General features: G+C 36.3%; 14 protein-coding genes. 12 read left to right on the forward strand and 2 right to left on the reverse strand.

The genetic code is table 11. The features are described 5' to 3' along the window. Window positions 1-2 precede the first annotated feature (2 nt). On the forward strand, window positions 3-2,498 hold the full coding sequence (locus HMPREF9969_RS11705) for a TonB-dependent receptor (RefSeq protein WP_009436036.1): 2,496 nt from the start codon (window positions 3-5) through the stop codon (window positions 2,496-2,498). Between the two features lie 364 nt (window positions 2,499-2,862). On the opposite strand, the gene HMPREF9969_RS11710 is transcribed toward HMPREF9969_RS11705, so the two are convergent. Both HMPREF9969_RS11710 and HMPREF9969_RS11715 read right to left on the reverse strand, forming a co-directional pair. After that, on the reverse strand, window positions 2,863-4,107 hold the full coding sequence (locus HMPREF9969_RS11710) for an acyloxyacyl hydrolase (RefSeq protein WP_009436021.1): 1,245 nt from the start codon (window positions 4,105-4,107) through the stop codon (window positions 2,863-2,865). 9 nt (window positions 4,108-4,116) lie between these two features. Then, window positions 4,117-4,866, reverse strand: a complete 750-nt coding sequence (locus tag HMPREF9969_RS11715) for an outer membrane beta-barrel protein (RefSeq protein ID WP_036895747.1) — start codon at window positions 4,864-4,866, stop codon at window positions 4,117-4,119. 546 nt (window positions 4,867-5,412) lie between these two features. Here HMPREF9969_RS11715 and HMPREF9969_RS11720 point away from each other — a divergent pair. The 11 genes from HMPREF9969_RS11720 (at window position 5,413) to HMPREF9969_RS11775 (ending at window position 16,168) form a co-directional block, all read left to right on the forward strand. Then, entirely contained in the window at window positions 5,413-5,874 is a 462-nt protein-coding gene (locus tag HMPREF9969_RS11720) for a DUF6078 family protein (protein WP_009436077.1), read from the forward strand. A 213-nt stretch (window positions 5,875-6,087) separates the two neighbouring features. Continuing rightward, window positions 6,088-7,197, forward strand: a complete 1,110-nt coding sequence (locus HMPREF9969_RS11725; protein WP_009436014.1) for an acyltransferase family protein — start codon at window positions 6,088-6,090, stop codon at window positions 7,195-7,197. Further along, window positions 7,190-8,302: a DegT/DnrJ/EryC1/StrS family aminotransferase gene (locus HMPREF9969_RS11730; RefSeq protein ID WP_009436049.1), complete on the forward strand. Its 1,113-nt coding sequence runs from the start codon at window positions 7,190-7,192 to the stop codon at window positions 8,300-8,302. Before HMPREF9969_RS11725 ends, HMPREF9969_RS11730 begins: the two co-directional genes overlap by 8 nt. A gap of 3 nt (window positions 8,303-8,305) precedes the next feature. Continuing rightward, window positions 8,306-8,587: a hypothetical protein gene (locus tag HMPREF9969_RS11735; RefSeq protein WP_036895749.1), complete on the forward strand. Its 282-nt coding sequence runs from the start codon at window positions 8,306-8,308 to the stop codon at window positions 8,585-8,587. Beyond that, window positions 8,584-9,057: a DUF3990 domain-containing protein gene (locus HMPREF9969_RS11740; RefSeq protein ID WP_009436007.1), complete on the forward strand. Its 474-nt coding sequence runs from the start codon at window positions 8,584-8,586 to the stop codon at window positions 9,055-9,057. Before HMPREF9969_RS11735 ends, HMPREF9969_RS11740 begins: the two co-directional genes overlap by 4 nt. Before the next feature lie 207 nt (window positions 9,058-9,264). After that, window positions 9,265-10,476, forward strand: a complete 1,212-nt coding sequence (locus HMPREF9969_RS11750; protein ID WP_009436055.1) for an acetyl-CoA carboxylase biotin carboxylase subunit family protein — start codon at window positions 9,265-9,267, stop codon at window positions 10,474-10,476. After that, the gene (locus HMPREF9969_RS11755; RefSeq protein ID WP_009436015.1) at window positions 10,473-11,432 is read left to right on the forward strand and encodes a hypothetical protein; all 960 of its coding nucleotides are present in this window, start codon (window positions 10,473-10,475) and stop codon (window positions 11,430-11,432) included. Before HMPREF9969_RS11750 ends, HMPREF9969_RS11755 begins: the two co-directional genes overlap by 4 nt. A gap of 2 nt (window positions 11,433-11,434) precedes the next feature. Next, window positions 11,435-12,718, forward strand: a complete 1,284-nt coding sequence (locus HMPREF9969_RS11760; protein WP_009436080.1) for an ATP-grasp domain-containing protein — start codon at window positions 11,435-11,437, stop codon at window positions 12,716-12,718. Between the two features lie 198 nt (window positions 12,719-12,916). Then, entirely contained in the window at window positions 12,917-14,353 is a 1,437-nt protein-coding gene (locus HMPREF9969_RS11765; protein ID WP_009436016.1) for a lipopolysaccharide biosynthesis protein, read from the forward strand. A gap of 1 nt (window position 14,354) precedes the next feature. Then, window positions 14,355-15,299: a glycosyltransferase family 2 protein gene (locus tag HMPREF9969_RS12310; protein WP_009436058.1), complete on the forward strand. Its 945-nt coding sequence runs from the start codon at window positions 14,355-14,357 to the stop codon at window positions 15,297-15,299. Then, a complete protein-coding gene (locus tag HMPREF9969_RS11775) occupies window positions 15,296-16,168 on the forward strand; it encodes a GT-D fold domain-containing glycosyltransferase (protein ID WP_009436059.1) in 873 nt (290 codons plus the stop codon). The genes HMPREF9969_RS12310 and HMPREF9969_RS11775 overlap by 4 nt, the downstream gene beginning before the upstream one ends. Window positions 16,169-16,205 lie beyond the last annotated feature (37 nt).

Here is a 16,205-nt window from a genome sequence, read left to right on the forward strand (position 1 = left end):
ATATGTTTAAATACCAGTTTAGCTTAGCTTTGTTGATAGCAACAGGCTTGTCAGTAGGAGTTCATGCTGATAATACCATAGCAATAGGTGATACCTCTCGGGTTTATGATATTGATGAGGTATTGGTAATCAATCAGCCGAAAGAGGTCTATCGACTTCGCCAACAGCCTTTGAGTAGTACGTCTTTCGATGGAAGCCAACTCCAGCAATTAAATGTGCAGGATGCTCGCCATCTATCCACCTTTGTCCCGTCATTCGTTATGCCTGAATATGGAAGTCGTTACACTTCCTCTATTTATATGCGTGGTATCGGCTCACGGGTGAACTCACCAGCTGTTGGTATTTATGTTGATGGAATGCCAATATTGAATAAGAGTGCTTTTAACTTCCACACTTATGATATTGACCGTGTCGACGTATTGCATGGTCCTCAAGGAACGCTTTACGGAATGAATACAGAAGGCGGACTCATTCGTATGTATAGTCGTAACCCATTCCAGTATCAGGGCACAGATGTTAAGTTCTCGCTTGGTACAAAGCTATTGCGCAAGGTGGAACTGAGCCATTATCAGAAGCTCGATGACAAGCGTGCCTTCTCTTTATCAGCTTTCTATGGTGGACAAAATGGCTTCTTCCGAAACCAATTTGACGGAACTCGTGCCGACCTTATCAATGAGTTCGGAGGCAAGGGACGCTTTATGTGGAAAGCGTCAGACAGATGGATGTTCGATTGGATTGCCGACTATCAATACACGCACCAAAATGGGTTCCCTTACGGACAACTCGTGACTAAGGAGGAAATTGCATCTGCATCCCTTACCTCGCCCTTATATGCTATGAAAGCTGGCACACAAATGCCCAATCAGAACAGACAGAGCTATTACAGACGTAATATACTGAACACAGGAATGGGAATCAAGTATGCTGGTAATGGCTTTGACGTGAATAGCATGACTTCCTGGCAATTCCTCCATGACAATATGCTAATGGATATTGATTATCTCCCACAAGATTTCCTCCATCTTACCCAGCGTCAGCATGGTAATAGCATTACCGAGGAACTGTCAGTGAAGAGTAATAGAAACGGCAAATGGCAATGGACATTCGGTGCCTTTGGTTCTTATCAATGGTTGAAGACGATGGCGCCTATCTACTTCGATAAGGATATGAATGCAGCCCTGTCAAAGAAGATAACGGACTATGCTTATAACGGAATGCTCAATGCTATGGCACGTGGTATGGTGCCTAGTTTCATAGCACGTGGTATGTCTGAAGAAGCGGCTATGCTAGCGGCTCGCACGCTAGTAGCTACTAATATTGCACGTGCTGGAGGCGTTTCCATTAATATGACGATGGAACCTGTCCCAGGCGTTTTCCGTACACCAACATTTAACTTTGGCGTCTATCATGAGAGTAATATCGACCTCACCAATCGCCTAAGAGCGACGCTCGGCTTGCGCTATGACTATTCGCATGTGGCGATAGACTATGCGACTTCAGCTCGTGTCGCATTGCAAGAGCACGTGCTAGGTGTGAATATTAATCCTGTAATCACATCAACGTTGAATCACCATGAGGGTAATCATTTCAAACAATTACTACCAAAGGTTGGACTAACTTATCGTTTCGATGACGGGAGTAACCTATATGCCACATGGTCTAAGGGCTATCGTGCTGGTGGATATAATTTCCAAATGTTCTCTGATATATTGCAGGCTGAAACATCACAAGCCGCACAAAAGGCACGTGCAGATGTGGATATTCAGCATGATGAGGCTTATTATAAGCGAATCGCTAAGACGATAGAATATAAACCCGAGACGAGCTGGAACTATGAGGTAGGTGCTCACCTCAACCTCTTGGGTCATCAAATTCATCTTGACCTAGCTGCTTATTACATGCAAATCCGTAATCAACAACTCTCGGTAATGGCTGGTAATTATGGTTTCGGACGTGTAATGACAAACGCAGGTCGCAGTCATTCGTGCGGCTTAGAGGCGACTCTTCGAGGTGGTGCGCTTGATAATCGTTTGTTTTATGCCCTTAGTTACGGCTTTACAAGTGCCCAGTTCGATGAGTATACCGATTCTATCGCTGGTGGCAATAAGGTGAATTACAAAGATAAGAAAGTGCCTTTCGTCCCACAACATACATTGGGCGCAAGTGCTGACTATCGTATTGACGTTGACCCAGCCGCCTTGCTCGATGCCTCTTATCGTTTCCATTTACGTAGTGTGATCGTAGGTTTGAACCTCTCGGCACAGGGCAAGACTTATTGGGATGAGCAGAATATGATAGGACAGAACTTCTATGCTGTCTTAGGCGCACATGCTGATGCTGACTTCGGGCAGTTGCACGTGAACCTTTGGGTTCGTAATCTGACTGACACGAAGTATAACACGTTTGCTGTCCAGAGTGCTGCTACGGGTAATAAGTTTACATTTGCCCAGCGCGGTAATCCTTTCCAGCTAGGTGTTGACTTTAGATATAAGTTTTGAGGGAGTTGACAAGTAGACAAGTTTACAAGTAGACGAGTGATTGGTTGGATAGAAGTGATGGTGTTGAAGTTGACGAGATAGACGTGTTGACAAGTATGCGAGTTATTTGTTCGTTTATTTACTTCTAGGCTGACGGCTCAATGACACATACGAGTCACGTGCGTGACACGTATGTGTTAACCATGGTGACACATACGAGTAAATCACGTAACACGTATGTGTCATTTTTGTTACCTCCTATTGGTCGATTTTGTATCTCATGTAATTGATTCTAATACCTTGTGTTATAGGTTGTTTCTCATAGTTAGGTAAAGCCTATGTTCTGTTAGGTGTTCCAAGCCCGAAGGAGAGGGGTGGGAGGAAGTTATAACCTAACAGGTATGGACAGTTGTAGTTCTGTAAAATCGGCTTTCGTGGCATGTGCGTTCACGCTGAATCCTAGGGTTAAGCCCTTTAGCTTAGGGAAACTATAGAAGACACCCACTTGCTCGTGATAAGGATATTCAAGTCCGTGATTGGCACTATATCCCATGTGTCGGTAAAGATAATAACCGAGTGTGAGGCGAACGGAAACATTCCCATAGTAAACCTCGTGACGTGCCTCGATGCTTGCTGACCACGGACTATGTTTCTCGTCAGTATGTCCGTTTTCTTTATCCATTCTTGCTATCCGATGCGCATATTCGCCGTAGAATAGCCCGACGCCAATCCCCGATGCCCAACGGCGAGCGTAACGATAGAGGAGATGTGTGTGAAAGGAGTAAGCTCCGTAATAAGTAAAATGTTCTTTACGATAATCAGGCTGTCCTTGAGGGGTATTGAACTGAGTTTGTAGCCATTCCTCAAGTAATGTCTTTCCACCTAGTCCGAGGGTAAACTCAGTGAACCAATATTTTTGAAAGGGCTTGGTTTCATTAGTATTACGTTTCGCAATGGGGCTTGTGGCTTGTTGAGGCTCGTAAACAAGTCCTACGAACGGACCGAAGTAATTTGCGCCTTTGTTGGGTCGTGCCATAGCTCCATTGCTATGATGTGCGAAGTCTAATCCGCCCTTTACGCTCCATTCTTTCGCAATCTTAACTTGTCCGTACAAGCCAGCGTTGAAATAAATATTTAGGTGTGAGCCGATATATTCATTATCTATGTCGTTCTTCTGATTATATTTAAGGCTCGTGTAGGCAATACCCGTTCCTAGATAATAGCCCCATTGCCAGTGCTTGCTTCGATAGAGTGGTCGGTTGAAGATACCATATAAGGTTAGGAAGTTACCTAATTTACTGGTATAATCTACTGGCTGTGCCTCTCCCCATGGGGTATCTTTATGCATAGTTGTCCCATGGTTGAGATGATAGCGCAAACCGAATGAGAAAGTGGGGTAGTTATAGTCGTGTGCATACGCATTCTTCGTAGGCGTAACGTTTATTTGTGCAGCCCAAGAATGCGTGTCTTTCGTCTTAGTCCAGATACGTGGCTCCTTATCTAAAGTGAGGGTTTGTGCAGGGATATAGCGGAACTCTATCCCCATCTTCGCAATGGAAAGTGAGTCATTCACCTCTGCTGTCACATTGATTGAAAGGGTAGAGAGAAGTATGAGGATAGCTGTTCTCACCTTATTATATTATAGCACTTTAATCCTGTAACCCAGTGTTACCTCGAACATATTATTGCGAGCATTTCGCATGAGTTCTTGAGCTTCAGCATTGCGGGCGAGCTTCCTAAAGTAGAGGTTATAGCGTGCTTCAATCTGCCATTGGCTCCATTCATAACTAACACCAAATGGGATCGCTACATCACCTTTATATATATAATCTTTTAGGTTATACTTCGTGCCATCATCCAGTTTCGCTTTAGCACTGATAATATAGCCTGCGTGTATACCTGTTGTGAAACTCACGGGGAGGTCTATCCACGGATACCAACGCACGATATAATTGGTGTTGATATAATCTAACTTAAAGTCGTATGGACCATATTTCTGGGACGTTTGCACGCCCGATGCGTTGGTAGTGTTAATGGTGCGATAAACGCCTGATGAACCTTGATGGCTGTATTGCATCTCAACATCTATGGCAATATTTTTGGCTAGGAACACCTCCACATAAGCTCCCCCAACAAGCCCTAACTTGACCTTTCCGTCAATGCCTGGTAGGTTAGATAGATTCAGACCAAGCTTAGGTGCAGCATAGATGTCCCATTGTTCATGCTCGCCAGTTGGCTTCGTATCTTGTACGATAGCATCTTTTACATCCTTGATGCCCTCCTTAACTGCCTGCCCAATCTGCTTCGTGTTATCTTTGTTCAGCACTTGTGCCTGCCCGTTCGTTAATGCCATAAACAAAATGGCTGTAATCAATAGAATCCTTTTCATTCCTTAGGGTAAATGGTTTGGATGCAAAGTTAGTTATTTTTCTCTAAATAGCTGATTTGTGTGTGCTTTATTCTATATCAAACAGGGAATATCATCTGTACTTCCCATAATTTTCACTTGCTAATGAGATTATTCCACTGATATTCTTTCTCTTTTCGAAGATTTTATATAAATTTGCACTGATAATAAAAGGGAATTAGAACTATTAACAAAAGTGATTCTGCGAGCGAAACCCATCTACTGAATTGACCAGCACAGGTTATTGTTTAAGCTAACGATTATTACTGTACCAGTCTATTTGTTTTTGCCCATTCGTTCTTATGCGGAGTGACCGTGATAGGTGTCAGCCTGCAAGCTATTCATTGTTTGTAGGGAGGAGATGATATAACTCCTATCATCGCCAGTAGCATAATAAAAGCTGATGAAACTATGGGTTAATGGTCGATAGTGGTTTGTCTCATTCGGTTACTTTCCGTATCCTTGCCTCTTCCCTCTCGTTTCTTTTTCCCTATCAATCTAAGAGCATCTTAATATCGTGATTAGCCAATGGAAACAAATGAATTGCTGAGCTTAGAAACTTTCCCAAAGCGTTATGAAGCTTGCTTCCTTGAGAATTGTGCAGTGAAAGAAGATTGTCTTCACCATTTGTATTTCAAGTTACAACCAGTTTCCAATACATGGGGAGATGCAATCTTTCCCTCGGCACTTATGCCCGAAAACCTTGTTAATGGTCGTTGCAGAATGTTTCATGCAAAGAGACTTATCACTTGTTATGCAGGGTTCGCCCACTTCTTTGATGAGGTGCGCCGTAAGGACTTACCCTGTCTCCGCAATGAAGTCTATTCATATTTCCGAGGACGAAGTAATTTCTATCGTTATGGCAATGCAGAAAGAGGCTACCTTTATACGCAGTCAATGGCGGACGATGTGAAAGCGTTATTTATGGAGTATGGTTATAACGAACCTAAATACGAACGGACATTCAAATCAATAGTCTTTTATGAGTAGGTATTGATACTATCTTAATTTAATGTTCTATTCATTTAAGCTTGATAAAAATGCTCTTATAGTTTTGTCCGACACCCCCGGACAATCATTCCGGCTACTCTGGACATGTTGTTCGGAGGTTTCGGACAATATGTCCGAGAACTTTGATAATACCTTTAAGGATATAATATTAAATCTTTAATAATTGCTTTTTAATTATACAATTCATATCGTATGATAGAAAAGAAAGAGAGAAATTCTAATATAGAATTATATCGTATCATTGTGATGTTATTGATTGTAATGCATCACTATGTCGTAAATTCTGGTTTATTGGATGAGATGTTTAAAACCCCTTTAGCACCAGAGAGTATATTTTTATATTTGTTTGGAATGTGGGGTAAGACAGGGATTGATTGCTTTGTATTAATCACTGGTTATTTCATGTGTAAATCAAGTATATCACTTTATAAATTTGTCAAACTATTACTGCAGATTGAACTGTATAATGTCTTGTTTTACTGTGTTTTTTTATATACAGGCTATATAACTTTGTCATTTAGTAATATAATACAGGTAATAAATCCAATTCCAAGTGTAAATACTGGTTTTATAAGTTGTTTCCTCCTTTTCTATTTGTTTATTCCTTTTCTTAATATTTTATTAAATAACCTCTCTAAAAGTCAGCATCTTCTACTTGTTATTCTCTGTTTAGGGATATATACCATGTTAGGTACAGTTCCATGGATAAGTGTAACATTAAATTATATCACATGGTTTTGTATTTTATATGTTGTTGCTTCATACATTAGACTTTATGGAATTTGGCGTAGTGAGGATAAAATGTTCTGGGGGGGGGTGTCTCTCGTCTTAATTATAATCTCCATTTTAAGCGTGCTAATGATGCTTTTTTGGGGTATCAGTTCAGGTGTGAGGTTGGATTGGAGTTTGGTCATGTTTTTTGTGAGTGACTCTAATAAATTGTTGGCTTTTCTTGTTAGCATTTCTACTTTTATGTTCATTAAGAATATTCATATTCGACAGAGTAAATGGATTAATACGATAGCTTCATGTACTTTTGGTGTATTACTAATTCATGCTAATTCTGATGCTATGAGACAATGGTTATGGAAGGATACCTGTGATAATGTAGGATTTTTTCATAGTAGTATGATATATATACATGCTTTATGTGTTCCTATTATTGTTTTTATAGCATGTACGATTATAGATTTTTGTCGACAACGTTTCTTAGAACGATTATATCTTGATTTAGTCGTTAAGTATATTCAAACCAGTAAATTATATATCACCTGTCATAATAGATTGAAGAAGTATGAATAAAGATATTATAACAGTAACATCACCATTGTTACCAAATCTTGATGAGTTTACAGAATCTCTTAAAGAAATCTGGGATAGTAAGTGGATAACAAATAATGGACAGTTTCATCAGAAATTAGAAGCTGCTTTAGCTGAATATCTAAAAGTCCCATACGTTAGCTTGTTCACAAATGGAACTTTACCGTTGCTAACAGCTCTCCAGGCTTTGCGTATAACAGGTGAAGTTATAACGACACCTTATAGCTTTGTAGCAACAACGCATGCCCTATGGTGGAATGGTATCAAGCCCGTTTTTGTTGATATTGATCCATCTACAGGCAATATAGATCCCCAAAAGATAGAGGCAGCAATAACACCACGTACAACAGCTATCCTTCCTGTTCATGTGTATGGTAAGCCATGTGATACTGAAGCTATTCAGGCAATAGCAGATAAGTATGGTTTGAAAGTGATATATGATGCTGCACACGCCTTTGGTGTTGAAGTGAATGGGGAAAGTCTGTTGAATGCTGGTGACATGAGTACACTGAGTTTTCATGCCACAAAGGTATTTAATACAATAGAAGGTGGTGCAATGGTGATGCACGATGAAAAGACTAAGCAACGCATAGATTATTTGAAGAACTTTGGTTTTGCTAATGAAATTGAGGTGGTTGGTCCTGGTATCAATAGCAAGATGGATGAGATTCGTTCAGCTTACGGCTTATTAAACCTAAAGCAAGTTGACGCTGCTATTGCAGCGAGACAGAAGGTGGCAGTAGCATATCGCGAGGCTCTACGGAATGTTGATGGTATTTCTTTCTGGGATGATATGACAGGTGTTCGTCATAACTACAGTTACTTCCCAATTTTTGTTGATGCAGAGAAGTATGGTATGACACGTGATGAGCTTTATATGAAGATGAAAGACCAAGGTGTGTGGAGTCGTCGTTATTTCTATCCACTTATCAGTGAGTTTTCTACTTATCGTGGCTTGGAGAGCTCTCGCCCAGAGAATCTGCCTAATGCACACATGATGGCGGACACAGTGATATGTCTACCTATGCATCATGCACTAACTAAGGAGGAAATAGATAAAATTATAATGGTAATTTCAAAAAGCTAAGGGATGGAAAAAATAAATGATATTCTATATACAGAGCAAGGAAGTTTGACAGCTCTTTCTGCTTCAACAGCGAAAAGTGGTATGAGAGAGGAACGTATAGAATATATGACAAGGATTGTTTTAAGTGTTGCAAAATTGTTACGGTTACCATTAGATAAGACTATTAAACTAATTAAAGAACATGATCTTTCTTCTCTTTTAGAAAATTCATATAGAGTACGAAGAGAGCGTGGAATAGATTATATTGCAAAGAGTATATATAGAGCTTTAAAGCCTTGCTTATGAAACTATACCATGGCACCTCTGAAGAATTCGAAATCCCTAATATCGTTATGTGTAAACCAATGACTGATTTTGGGAAAGGGTTTTATCTATCTTCAGAAATAAAATTGGCAAAAGAGTGGAAAAAGTTTTCACCTAATCATCATGTTTTGATTTTCGATATTGTCCTATCCGACATAAATACATGTAAGTTGCGAATTAAACGTTTCAATAAAGCGGATAAAGAATGGGCAAAGTTTATTTATAACAATCGGAGAGGAAAATGTAAAAGTAATAGATATGATTTAGTAATTGGACCAATAGCTGATAATGGTATTGAAGTGTTATTTCAAGAATTAGAGCATGGAAATAAGACAAATGAAGAGTGGGAAAACTTGGCAAAAAAATTATCTTCAAGAAAGTTCTCTTCTATTCAGTATTGCTTCAAAACAGATATGGCATTGAAACTTTTAAAGTATGAAACAAAGAGTTGATAATGATAGCTTAATAATCCTTCATCTAAATACAATGATGTCTTATTTAATAAATAAGAAACGTTGTACTTATGGGGACGCAATGGAATTAGTTCTATTGTCAAAGACTTATCATGCGCTTCTTACTGATAAACTTTATCGGAATCAAGGAAGCTTATATGTTTTAAACGATTTTATTGCAGAGTATAATCAAGCTTTACAAGCATAATGAACAAACAAAAAAAACTGATGCTCCTCGGAGGTATTCGTTATCTCCTACCTGTTATAGAAGCAGCACATCGTCATGGTTATTATGTCATTACGGTGGATTATATTCCTGAAAATATTGCTCATCAATACTCAGACGAGTTTCATAATGTTAGCATTCTTGACAAAGATGCGGTGTTGCAATTAGCACAGGAACTTAATATAGATGGAATTTTATCTTTTGGTGTAGACCCTGGTGTAGTAACAGCTGCTTATGTCGCAGAACAGATGGGACTTAGTTTTCAATGTTCTTATGAAACTGCTTGTATCTTACAGGATAAGTCACGATTTCGTCAGTTCTTAAAAGATAATGATTTCAATGTGCCCAATGCAAAAGGTTATTCTTCAAAAGAAGAAGCTCTTGGAAATACAGCATATTATAACTGGCCGGTTATTGTCAAGCCTGTTGACTCTGCAGGAAGCAAAGGGGTTACGCGTGTCGATGAATTAGGACAACTCTCTTCAGCTATTGATTATGCTCTGAGTGAAAGTCATAATGGGAATTTCATCATAGAAGATTTCTTAGAGAAAGAAGGTAATTCTTCTGATTGTGATAGTTTTACTGTTGATGGAAAACTTGTTTTCTGTTCGTTTAATGATCAACATTTTGATCCTCAAGCAATCAATCCTTATACCCCTGCAGCTTTCTCGTGGCCTTCAACAATGCCGCAATGGGCACAAGAAGAATTGATGAGTGAATTGCAGCGCTTGATGTCATTGCTTAATGTTAAAACAGGGGTTTATAATATTGAGACACGTCTATGTAAGAATGGCAAGCCATATATAATGGAGCTTGCTCCTCGAGGTGGAGGCAACAGACTATCTGAGATGATGAAGTATATTTCAGGTCAAGACCTCATAGATAATTGTGTCCGTGCTGCAGTTGGTGAATCTATAGACGAAATCCATCAGCCAGATTATGAAGGATATTGGGCAGAAATCATCTTACATTCTGAGAGAGACGGTGTTTTTCAGAGTATAGAGATAGATAAAATGGTAGAAGAACGTTTCCTTATAGAGAAAGATATCTGGGTAAAAGCAGGAGATAAAGTGCAAGGTTTCACTGGAGCTAATACAACAATAGGAACATTAGTTTTAAGATTTGATACTAATGAGGAAATGACATGTTGCTTGTCTAATCAGGAAACGTGGCTCAAAATTATTGTATTATGAGACAAAAGGCTATTGGTGGATATTTCTCGTTAGAGTTGCCATATAATGAGAATGGAGAATATCATCGTGATGCTATAAGATTAAATTCTGGACGTTATTGTTTAGAGTATGTCTTAAGAGTAAAAAAGTACACGAAAGTATATTTACCATATTATATGTGTGACGCTGTCTTACAGCCAATTAATAAATTAGGTTTAGACTATCAATTTTATCACATAGATAAATATTTTCACATAGCGGAAGTTTTACATCCTAAAAAAGATGAAGTTATTTTATATTGTAACTATTTTGGTTTAATGGATGAGTATGTAAAAATAGTTACTGAGAGGTATGCCCCTAACATCATAATAGATAATACACAGGCCTTTTTTAGTCAACCGCTTCCAGAAATTGATACTTTTTATACTTGTAGAAAATTCTTTGGCGTTGCCGATGGAGCCTATCTTTATACAAATAAAGTGGCTGATTTTGATATTCCGCAAGATTATTCATCTTCAAGAATGTTATTCTTGTTAGATAGATTGGATAAATCTGCAGAAGAAGCTTTTTCTGATTATCATAAGAGTGAAGATACCTTAGATCATGATAAAATTAAAAAGATGTCTAAGATTACTCAATTCATAATGTCTTCTATTTGTTATAAAAGTATTGCTGATAGACGTATTAGTAACTATACTTATTTACATGATAATCTCAGCTCGAGTAATACGCTAAGTGTTGACTTAGAAAGAAAAAACGTACCTATGGTGTATCCTTTCCTTTCGGAAGACATAAATTTACGAAAAAAATTAATAGATAATAAGGTTTATGTTGCTTCTTATTGGCCAAATGTTAAGAATATATCTAATTTAGAGTCTGTGGAGTCTCAATTTGCTGTAAGTCTTATACCAATACCTATTGATCAAAGGTATGGAAACGATGATTTGAATAAAATTTTAGAAATTATTGGTCGTTGAATATGACAAAGAAAATTAATGTACTTGTTTTTCCTGCAGAAGGACAAAATGCGTATGAACTGCATGATGCGTTATCTACTTGTGTGAATATACATTTAATAGGTGGTACATCTGTTGCTAGGCACGGTGAATTCTTGTTTGAGAATTATATTAAGAATATTCCTTTTATTTCAGATAAGAATTTTCTACAAGAATTTAATGAGATCTTAAGAGTTAACGAAATTGATGTGATTTTTCCTACTCATGATACAATTGTTAAATACCTTATAGAAAATGAAGAAAAGATAAATGCCAAGATTATTTCTGGGGATAGGGAGACTGCAGATATATGTAGAGATAAGTCATTAACTTTTGAAAGATTTAAAGAAACTGACATATTACCTAAAAGATATTATAATGCTGAAGAAATTTCGTTTCCTGCATTTGTAAAGCCAAGAGAAGGGCAAGGTGCTGTTGGTGCTCGGAAGATAACAGACTCTCATGATGTTGCAAAGATAGATTTCTCAAATAATATTGTTACAGAATATTTACCAGGAGAGGAGTGTACTGTTGATTGTCTTACAGATCGACATGGAATATTACGTTATGTTTCACCAAGATCAAGAGATCGAATTTTAGCTGGAATGTCTGTTCGTGGTTCAAATATTGCACTTACTATTGATATTCAACATATCGCTGATACTTTAAATTCCAAACTTAATTTTCGAGGTCTTTGGTACTTTCAAATTAAAAAAAATAAAGATGGAGTTTTTAAACTGTTAGAGGTTTCGACTCGTTGTGCTGGGACTATGTGCCAAACGAGAGCTAAAGGAATAAATTTACCTTTACTCTCTGTATATATAGCAATGGGATATGATGTAGATATTTCCGATAATGCTTATCATCTGATTATGGATCGCGCTTTGATTGGTCGATATAAGTTAGATATTGATTATAATTATGTTTATATTGATTTCGACGATACTATAACATTGCGAGGTAAGGTAAACTTGAATACTATAAGATTTATGTATCAGTGTTACAACAAAGGGAAAAAACTGATATTGTTAACTCGTCATGAAAACGATTTGGAAGAAACTCTTAATCACTATGCAATTTCTAAGCTACTCTTTTATAAAATAATTCACTTGAATCATTTGGATGAATCTAAGTCCCAGTATATTCATCATTTAGATTCTATATTTATTGATAATGCTTTTAAAGAGCGTGAGGAAGTACGACAGGTTCATCATATACCAGTATTTGATGTAGATCAAATAGAATTTTTGTTAGAGTGGCGAATATAAAAGTATTCAGAAGAGGGGCATAGACTATATTTAACCTTTTCTAAAAAAGAAAGTAAACGGAAGGGAGAGTTGTCTATACCAGTGAAGGATATATATAATATTGGAGGAGAGTTTAATGCTGTAGAAATTAATGTTAAATCCTTAATCCTTCTTATAATTAAAAGAGTACTCATAGATAATTTTTTATATTATTAAATCATGTCAGAGCAGACACTTAAGCAAGCGACAACCAAAGGATTATTTTGGAGTAGTGTAGAACGGTTTTCCAATCAAGGAGTACAATTTGTCTTTTCTATTATTCTTGCACGTCTTCTATCCCCAAGTGATTATGGTATAATAGCTATGGTCACAATTTTTTTTGCTGTTGCTCAGAGTTTTGTAGATAGTGGGTTTTCCAATGCTTTAGTTCGAAAAACGGACAGAGTAGAAGAAGATTTATCGACCTGTTTTTATTTCAATATAGGAGTTGGAATTATTGCCTACATTGTGCTTTTTTTGATAGCGCCATTGGTTGCAAATTTTTATAATCAACCGATTCTTTCACCGATAATACGTATTACAGGTCTAGGTGTGATACTCAATTCTTTATGCGTCGTTCAGCAGGCTCTTTTCACGATTAAGATTGATTTTAAGTCACAAGCAAAGATTACATTATCTGCTACAGTTATTTCTGGTATAGTAGGAATTCTATTAGCATATCAAGGTTACGGGATTTGGGCTTTAGTTTGGCAAGGTGTTGCAAGTTCTATTGTAAGAATGGGATTGCTGTGGTTAATGTCTAAATGGCGTCCTAGGACAGGATTCTCAAAATCTTCTTTTAATTATTTGTTTGGTTATGGTTCTAAACTTTTAGCATCAGGTTTGCTGGATACAATCTATAATAATATTTATCCTATTGTTATTGGTAAATTTTATAACCCAGCTCAGTTAGGAAATTATTCGCGTGCATTAGGTTGGGCACAATTACCTTCTGCAAATATTACAAGTATACTGCAAAGGGTTACTTTTCCTGTTTTGAGTGCTATCCAAGATGATTCTCTAAGATTACAAAATAGTTATAGACGTTTATTGAAATTATCAGCTTTTATAGTATTTCCTTTAATGATGGGTCTTGCATCTATGGCTTCTCCACTTATTAGAGTTATTCTGACAGCAAAGTGGGATGGATGTGTGTTGTATTTGCAAATTCTGTGTTTTGCATTAATGTTGTACCCTATTCATGCTATTAATTTAAATTTGTTGCAGGTAAAAGGAAGATCAGATATTTTTTTGCGTCTTGAAATAATTAAAAAGATTATAGGAGTGGTCATTTTAATTATAACTATACCCTTAGGAATAACAGCAATGTGCCTCGGAATGGTTTTTAGTTCTATAATATGTTTAATTGTTAACACATATTATACGAGTCGTTTTATAGATGTTGGACTACTTACTCAATTAAAAGATTTAAGAATTATCTTAATTAATTCACTAGTGATGGGCGGAGGTATATATATCTTGACATCATTCATAGACATAGAAGGTCTAAAACTTGTAATGGGTATTGTCATTGGTTTCTTACTCTATTTTATAGGAAGTTTTTATTTTTCAAAGGCAGAACTCCAAGAAGTAATAAGTTTAATTAAGAAAAAGTAGTATGGGTACTGGTAGGGATATAATGGTAACAGTTCTATGTATTGTTTATAATCATGAATCATATTTACGAGAATGTCTTGAGGGAATAGTTACTCAAGTAACTAATTTTAAATTTCAAGTTATAATTCATGATGATTGCTCCACGGATAATTCTGCTGATATTATCCGTGAGTATGCATCTAAATATCCAGATTTAATAATACCTATTTTTGAAGAGGAAAATGTGTATGCTCATGTAGGGGCATTTGACCTTTTTTTACGTTCATATATAAAAGGGAAATACTTTGCATACTGTGAAGGAGATGATTATTGGTGTGATAAGAATAAATTACAGTTACAATATGATTTCTTAGAAAGATTTCCTGATTATACATACTGCTCCACAAATTTTGATATATACAACCAAGAAGATAAGAGCAAGATAAACCATCATATTAAAACAGATTATAGGGATATGCTTGGTTTTACTTTCCACGATATAAATGTTAATAATTATTTTAAATGTTGGAGTTGTTCGCCATTGACTTCAATGTGTAGAAATATAAACTACTACACTTTAAAAGATGTTAGAAAATTTTCTAGATTCTATGATTTAGTAGCATGCTACTTTTATATTAAAAAAGGTAAAGGCGCGTTATTAGAAAATAATACAGCTGTTTATCGTGTTCATAATAAAGGTATATATTCAGGTAACACAACCTTAAACAATTATAAAATAGAGATAGACATATTACAGACTTTGTATATTTTCTTTCATGATCAACCGATTCTTAAAGATGGAATTTTACCTCGTATGATAGCAATGGTAGGCTATTGTCGCAAGAATAAAAGATACAAAACATTGTTTATTGAGATTATAAGATTTTGTGTCAAATTGCCTATGTCTTCTTTTGTACTTTTTAAAATATTATTTCTAAATTATATAAAAAATATTAGATTACGATGATTCTCAAGTTAATAAAAAATTATGTTTATGCCCATGTAGTTGTTCCTTATCTTCACTATAAATATGGTAGGCAGCTTAATATAAAAAATAGTCAAGAAACTTTAGATTATATTCTAGAACATAAGTGTTCTGTTTCACGATTTGGAGACTATGAGTATATGTCTATTTATGAAGAAACTAATAATTTTCAAACTTCTAATAGTTATGCTGCTGCAAGATTAAAAGAAGTGTTGAATTCCAATATCCCTAATCATATAGTGTGTATTCCTTATTCGTTTAGATCAGTAAGTCATGATAATGAACATGCACAAATCTTTTGGAAGCATTATGTAGCAAAATACGGAAAGCGTATATTAGATGTAACTGAAACAAATAAAGTTTTTTTCGATGCTAGTTTTACAAGATTTTATATGGACTCAAAAGATAAAGCTTTTGTACATGACTATGTAGAAAGAATGAAGTTACTTTGGAAAAATAGAGACGTTTATATTGTTGAAGGTACAGGAACATGTTTTGGAGTCAATGATGATTTTTTAGATGGTGCAAGAACTATTCATCGTATTATTTGCCCAGCTACTAACGCATTTGATAAATATGAGCAGATAATAGAGGTATGTAAAAATAATATTCCCAAAGAGGCGTTAGTTTTATGTGCCTTAGGTATGACTGCTACTATTCTTGCTTATGATTTAGCAAAAGAAGGATATCAAGTGATAGATATTGGTCATGCAGATATTGAATATGTTTGGTTTAAGATGGGTGCGGAACATAAAGTCCCAATCGCAGGGAAAAATGTTAATGAAGTTGGGGTTAATGATGAGTCTTCTGATAATCAAGACTATCTGAACGAAATAATTTTTAGAATATAATCATTAATGATAATAAAGTTTTATTATCTTAATAAAT

The sequence above is a fragment of the Prevotella sp. oral taxon 306 str. F0472 genome (assembly GCF_000257925.1).
Taxonomy (GTDB): domain Bacteria; phylum Bacteroidota; class Bacteroidia; order Bacteroidales; family Bacteroidaceae; genus Prevotella; species Prevotella vespertina.

Excerpts from the sequence above, each read along its gene's own strand:
- HMPREF9969_RS11705 (WP_009436036.1), top strand. The coding sequence starts at position 3 with ATGTTTAAATACCAGTTTAGCTTAGCTTTGTTGATAGCAACAGGCTTG.
- HMPREF9969_RS11715 (WP_036895747.1), bottom strand. The coding sequence starts at position 4,866 with ATGAAAAGGATTCTATTGATTACAGCCATTTTGTTTATGGCATTAACG.
- HMPREF9969_RS11720 (WP_009436077.1), top strand. The coding sequence starts at position 5,413 with ATGGAAACAAATGAATTGCTGAGCTTAGAAACTTTCCCAAAGCGTTAT.
- HMPREF9969_RS11725 (WP_009436014.1), top strand. The coding sequence starts at position 6,088 with ATGATAGAAAAGAAAGAGAGAAATTCTAATATAGAATTATATCGTATC.
- HMPREF9969_RS11730 (WP_009436049.1), top strand. The coding sequence starts at position 7,190 with ATGAATAAAGATATTATAACAGTAACATCACCATTGTTACCAAATCTT.
- HMPREF9969_RS11735 (WP_036895749.1), top strand. The coding sequence starts at position 8,306 with ATGGAAAAAATAAATGATATTCTATATACAGAGCAAGGAAGTTTGACA.
- HMPREF9969_RS11740 (WP_009436007.1), top strand. The coding sequence starts at position 8,584 with ATGAAACTATACCATGGCACCTCTGAAGAATTCGAAATCCCTAATATC.
- HMPREF9969_RS11750 (WP_009436055.1), top strand. The coding sequence starts at position 9,265 with ATGAACAAACAAAAAAAACTGATGCTCCTCGGAGGTATTCGTTATCTC.
- HMPREF9969_RS11755 (WP_009436015.1), top strand. The coding sequence starts at position 10,473 with ATGAGACAAAAGGCTATTGGTGGATATTTCTCGTTAGAGTTGCCATAT.
- HMPREF9969_RS11760 (WP_009436080.1), top strand. The coding sequence starts at position 11,435 with ATGACAAAGAAAATTAATGTACTTGTTTTTCCTGCAGAAGGACAAAAT.
- HMPREF9969_RS11765 (WP_009436016.1), top strand. The coding sequence starts at position 12,917 with ATGTCAGAGCAGACACTTAAGCAAGCGACAACCAAAGGATTATTTTGG.
- HMPREF9969_RS12310 (WP_009436058.1), top strand. The coding sequence starts at position 14,355 with ATGGGTACTGGTAGGGATATAATGGTAACAGTTCTATGTATTGTTTAT.
- HMPREF9969_RS11775 (WP_009436059.1), top strand. The coding sequence starts at position 15,296 with ATGATTCTCAAGTTAATAAAAAATTATGTTTATGCCCATGTAGTTGTT.